This window comes from Nonomuraea sp. NPDC049784, from assembly GCF_040659615.1.
Taxonomy (GTDB): Bacteria; Actinomycetota; Actinomycetes; order Streptosporangiales; family Streptosporangiaceae; genus Nonomuraea.
On sequence record NZ_JBFAMX010001248.1, the window covers coordinates 1 to 1,241 of the forward strand.

2 protein-coding genes are annotated in these 1,241 nt (G+C 71.9%); both read left to right on the plus strand.

Going from position 1 to position 1,241, the window contains the following annotated elements; all coding sequences use genetic code 11:
• A partial coding sequence (locus tag AB0J09_RS65135; RefSeq protein ID WP_360714553.1) for a polysaccharide deacetylase occupies positions 1-815 on the plus strand: 815 nt, incomplete at its 5' end.
• The coding region (locus tag AB0J09_RS65140) for an MFS transporter (protein ID WP_360714555.1) at positions 812-1,241 on the plus strand (430 nt) is incomplete at its 3' end. The genes AB0J09_RS65135 and AB0J09_RS65140, both read left to right, overlap by 4 nt.

Below are 1,241 nucleotides of genomic sequence, written 5' to 3' on the forward strand. Positions count from 1 at the left end.
GCCTGCGGCCCGCCTCCTGGCCCGGCGGCGCCCGCGTCGCCGTCGCCCTGTCCTTCGACTCCGACCACGAGACCATCCCGCTGCGCGACGGCGAGACCAGGCCCGGCAAGCTCTCCCAGGGCGAGTACGGCTCCCGCGTCGGCGCGCCCCGCATCCTGCGCCTGCTGGAGCGCCACCGCATCCCCGCCTCGTTCTTCATGCCGGCCGTCTCCGCGCTGCTGCACCCCGAAGAGGTACGCGACTACGTGGCCGCCGGGCACGAGGTCGCCATGCACGGCTGGATCCACGAGCGCAACATGCAGCTCGACCCGGCCGACGAGCGCGAACTGGCCCTGCGAGCCGCCGGCACCCTTGAAAAGCTGGCAGGCGTCCGGCCCGTCGGCATCCGCACCCCGTCGTGGGACTTCTCCGACCACACCCTGGCCATCACCCGCGAGCTCGGCCTGCTCTACGACTCGTCCCTGATGGCCGACGACGAGCCGTACGAGCTGCTCCAGGACGGCGAGCCGACAGGTGTCGTGGAGATCCCCGTCGAGTGGATCAGGGACGACGCGCCGTACCTGATGATGGAGCGCTACGGCGCGCTGCGGCCCTACACGCCGCCGCGCGAGGTGGCCGCGATCTGGCGGGACGAGTTCGACGCCGCCTACGCCGAGGGCGGGCTGTTCCAGCTCACCATGCACCCGCACATCATCGGCCACCGCTCCCGCATGGCCGCCCTGGAGGCGCTGCTCGACCACGTCGGCAGGCACGACGGCGTCTGGTACGCCACCCACGCCCAGATCGCCGAGTACGTCCTGGAGCAGGCCCGATGACCGTCGAGACCGCACCCGGGCGGCTGACCGGGGCACAGCGCAAGGCGATCGTGGCCGGCGCGATCGGCAACACCGTCGAATGGGTCGACTGGGCCATCTACACGACGTTCGCGTCGGTGTTCTCCCGCCAGTTCTTCCCCTCCGGCGACTCCACCGCGAGCCTGCTGTCCACCCTCGCCGTCTTCGCCGTGGGCTTCCTCATGCGGCCCATCGGCGGGGCCATCCTGGGCTCGTACGGCGACCGGCACGGCCGCAAGAAGGGCCTGACGCTGACCATCTCGCTGATGGCCGGCGCGTCGTTCGCCATCGCGATCTGCCCGCCGTACGAGGCCATCGGCATCGCCGCGCCGATCGTGCTGGTGCTGGCCCGGCTGGTGCAGGGCTTCTCCGCGGGCGGCGAGTTCGGCACGTCGTCGGCGTTCCTGG